This window comes from Tunicatimonas sp., from assembly GCF_049647865.1.
Classification (GTDB): Bacteria; Bacteroidota; Bacteroidia; order Cytophagales; family Cyclobacteriaceae; genus Tunicatimonas.
In genome coordinates, this window is record NZ_JBARYM010000139.1 from 1 (window position 1) to 1,568 (window position 1,568).

The 1,568-nt window shown below is 46.4% G+C and carries 2 protein-coding genes; both read right to left on the reverse strand.

What is annotated here, in order from left to right:
- Positions 1-1,131, reverse strand: a 1,131-nt coding sequence (locus WBA23_RS04385; RefSeq protein WP_424581030.1) for a TAT-variant-translocated molybdopterin oxidoreductase, incomplete at its 3' end; no start/stop codon positions are given.
- Positions 1,132-1,183: 52 nt separating this feature from the next.
- On the reverse strand, positions 1,184-1,568 hold a 385-nt coding region (locus WBA23_RS04390; protein WP_424581031.1), incomplete at its 5' end, for a cytochrome c3 family protein.

The window sequence follows — 1,568 nt, forward strand, 5'->3', positions numbered from 1 at the left end:
ATTAATATCTAATGTTGTGCCGTAGTTGCCCAGTGCGTTATTGATGGCATTTACCATGCCTTGCACTGCCGGATCATTAGAACCAGAAACAACTAGTGATTTGCCACGAGCTTTAAGCAGATCATTAGCCGCTTTCTCTAAGAACCTGACATCAGTTGCTTCGGGAGCATTTACTCGGCTTCCGCCCGCTTTTGCAGCTATGAGATTGTAAAGTTGTGCCACTACTGCCCCTTCTTGCGAAGGCTTTATCTGCGAACGATAATCAGCATTAGCCCCCGAAAGAGATAATGCCGTCTCGAACTGATAGTGGCGCGACATTTCCTTTTTCTGCTGACTTACCTTGCGAGTCTTCGCGTACTGCTTGGCGTAGATAATGGGGGCAATCCACGTACCAAGAAAATCAGCTCCTAAACTCACAATTACGTCAGCTTTACTAAAATCGTAGGCAGGCAGTACAGCTTTACCAAAAGAAGCTTGATTAGCCGCTAACATTCCGTCGGCAGAGATAGGATCGTACTGAACGTGCTCCATACCCGGATAAGCGGCTAGCAGCTCATCGATTGCTTTTTGGGTAGTGGGACTGAGGATCGTATAGCTTACCAGAGCCATTGCCCCTCCCTTTCGCATCTTCTGCTGAATATCTTGATCCAGATCGCCCCAGGAGGTAGCCTCGCCATTCATTATTGGCCCCTTCAAGCGTTGCTTGTCGTACAAGGAAAGCACCGAAGCCTGTACTTGCGCGTTAGTACCACCCTGAGAAACAGCAGAGCGATCGTTTCCTTCAATCTTGATTGGTCGGCCTTCACGTGTTTTTACTACTATGCTACAGTAATCGCCACCATCCATGTAGGTAGAAGCATAGTAGTTAGGAATCGATGGGTCTACATCTACCGGCTTTACTACGTACGGAATTGCTTTTCTTACTGGAGCTTCACAGGCCGCTAACGTGGCGGCACTAATTCCGAAGCCCATCATTTTCAAAAAGTCGCGCCGAGTGTTGGAAACGCCATTGCTAGACTGGGCTTCCATTGGAAGATATTCCGGAAACTCCTTATCAGCATGTTTTACAAATTCAGGATCGTTTCTTAGTTCTTCTAATCCTTTCCAGTATCGCTTCTTTGTTTGTTTCATAAATAGTGAACCGTCGGGCGACGTGAGTATTTATTGAGATAAATAATCTTAATTAGTAGTGACACTTTGAGCACTCTAATCCACCGATATCTTCCACCTTCATGGGCTCTTTCGGGTTTTCAGAGTTATGTAGCTCTAGTAGTTTATCGTAGTAAGCGTTGTCCTTGGCATTTACCTGGGTTTCGCGGTGGCAATTAATACACCAGCCCATCGTAAGTTCCGATGCCTGATACACCACTTCCATTTCTTGAATTTCACCGTGACAATTTTGGCATTCCAAACCACCCACATTCACGTGCTGGGCGTGGTTGAAGTAAGCTAGATCGGGTAAGTTGTGAATACGCACCCACTCAATGGGCTTTTTATTGATTCCGTAGGTCTGACTCTCGGGGTCGAAGTCAATGGCCGCGTAGATTTTCTTAATCTCAGGCGACTCA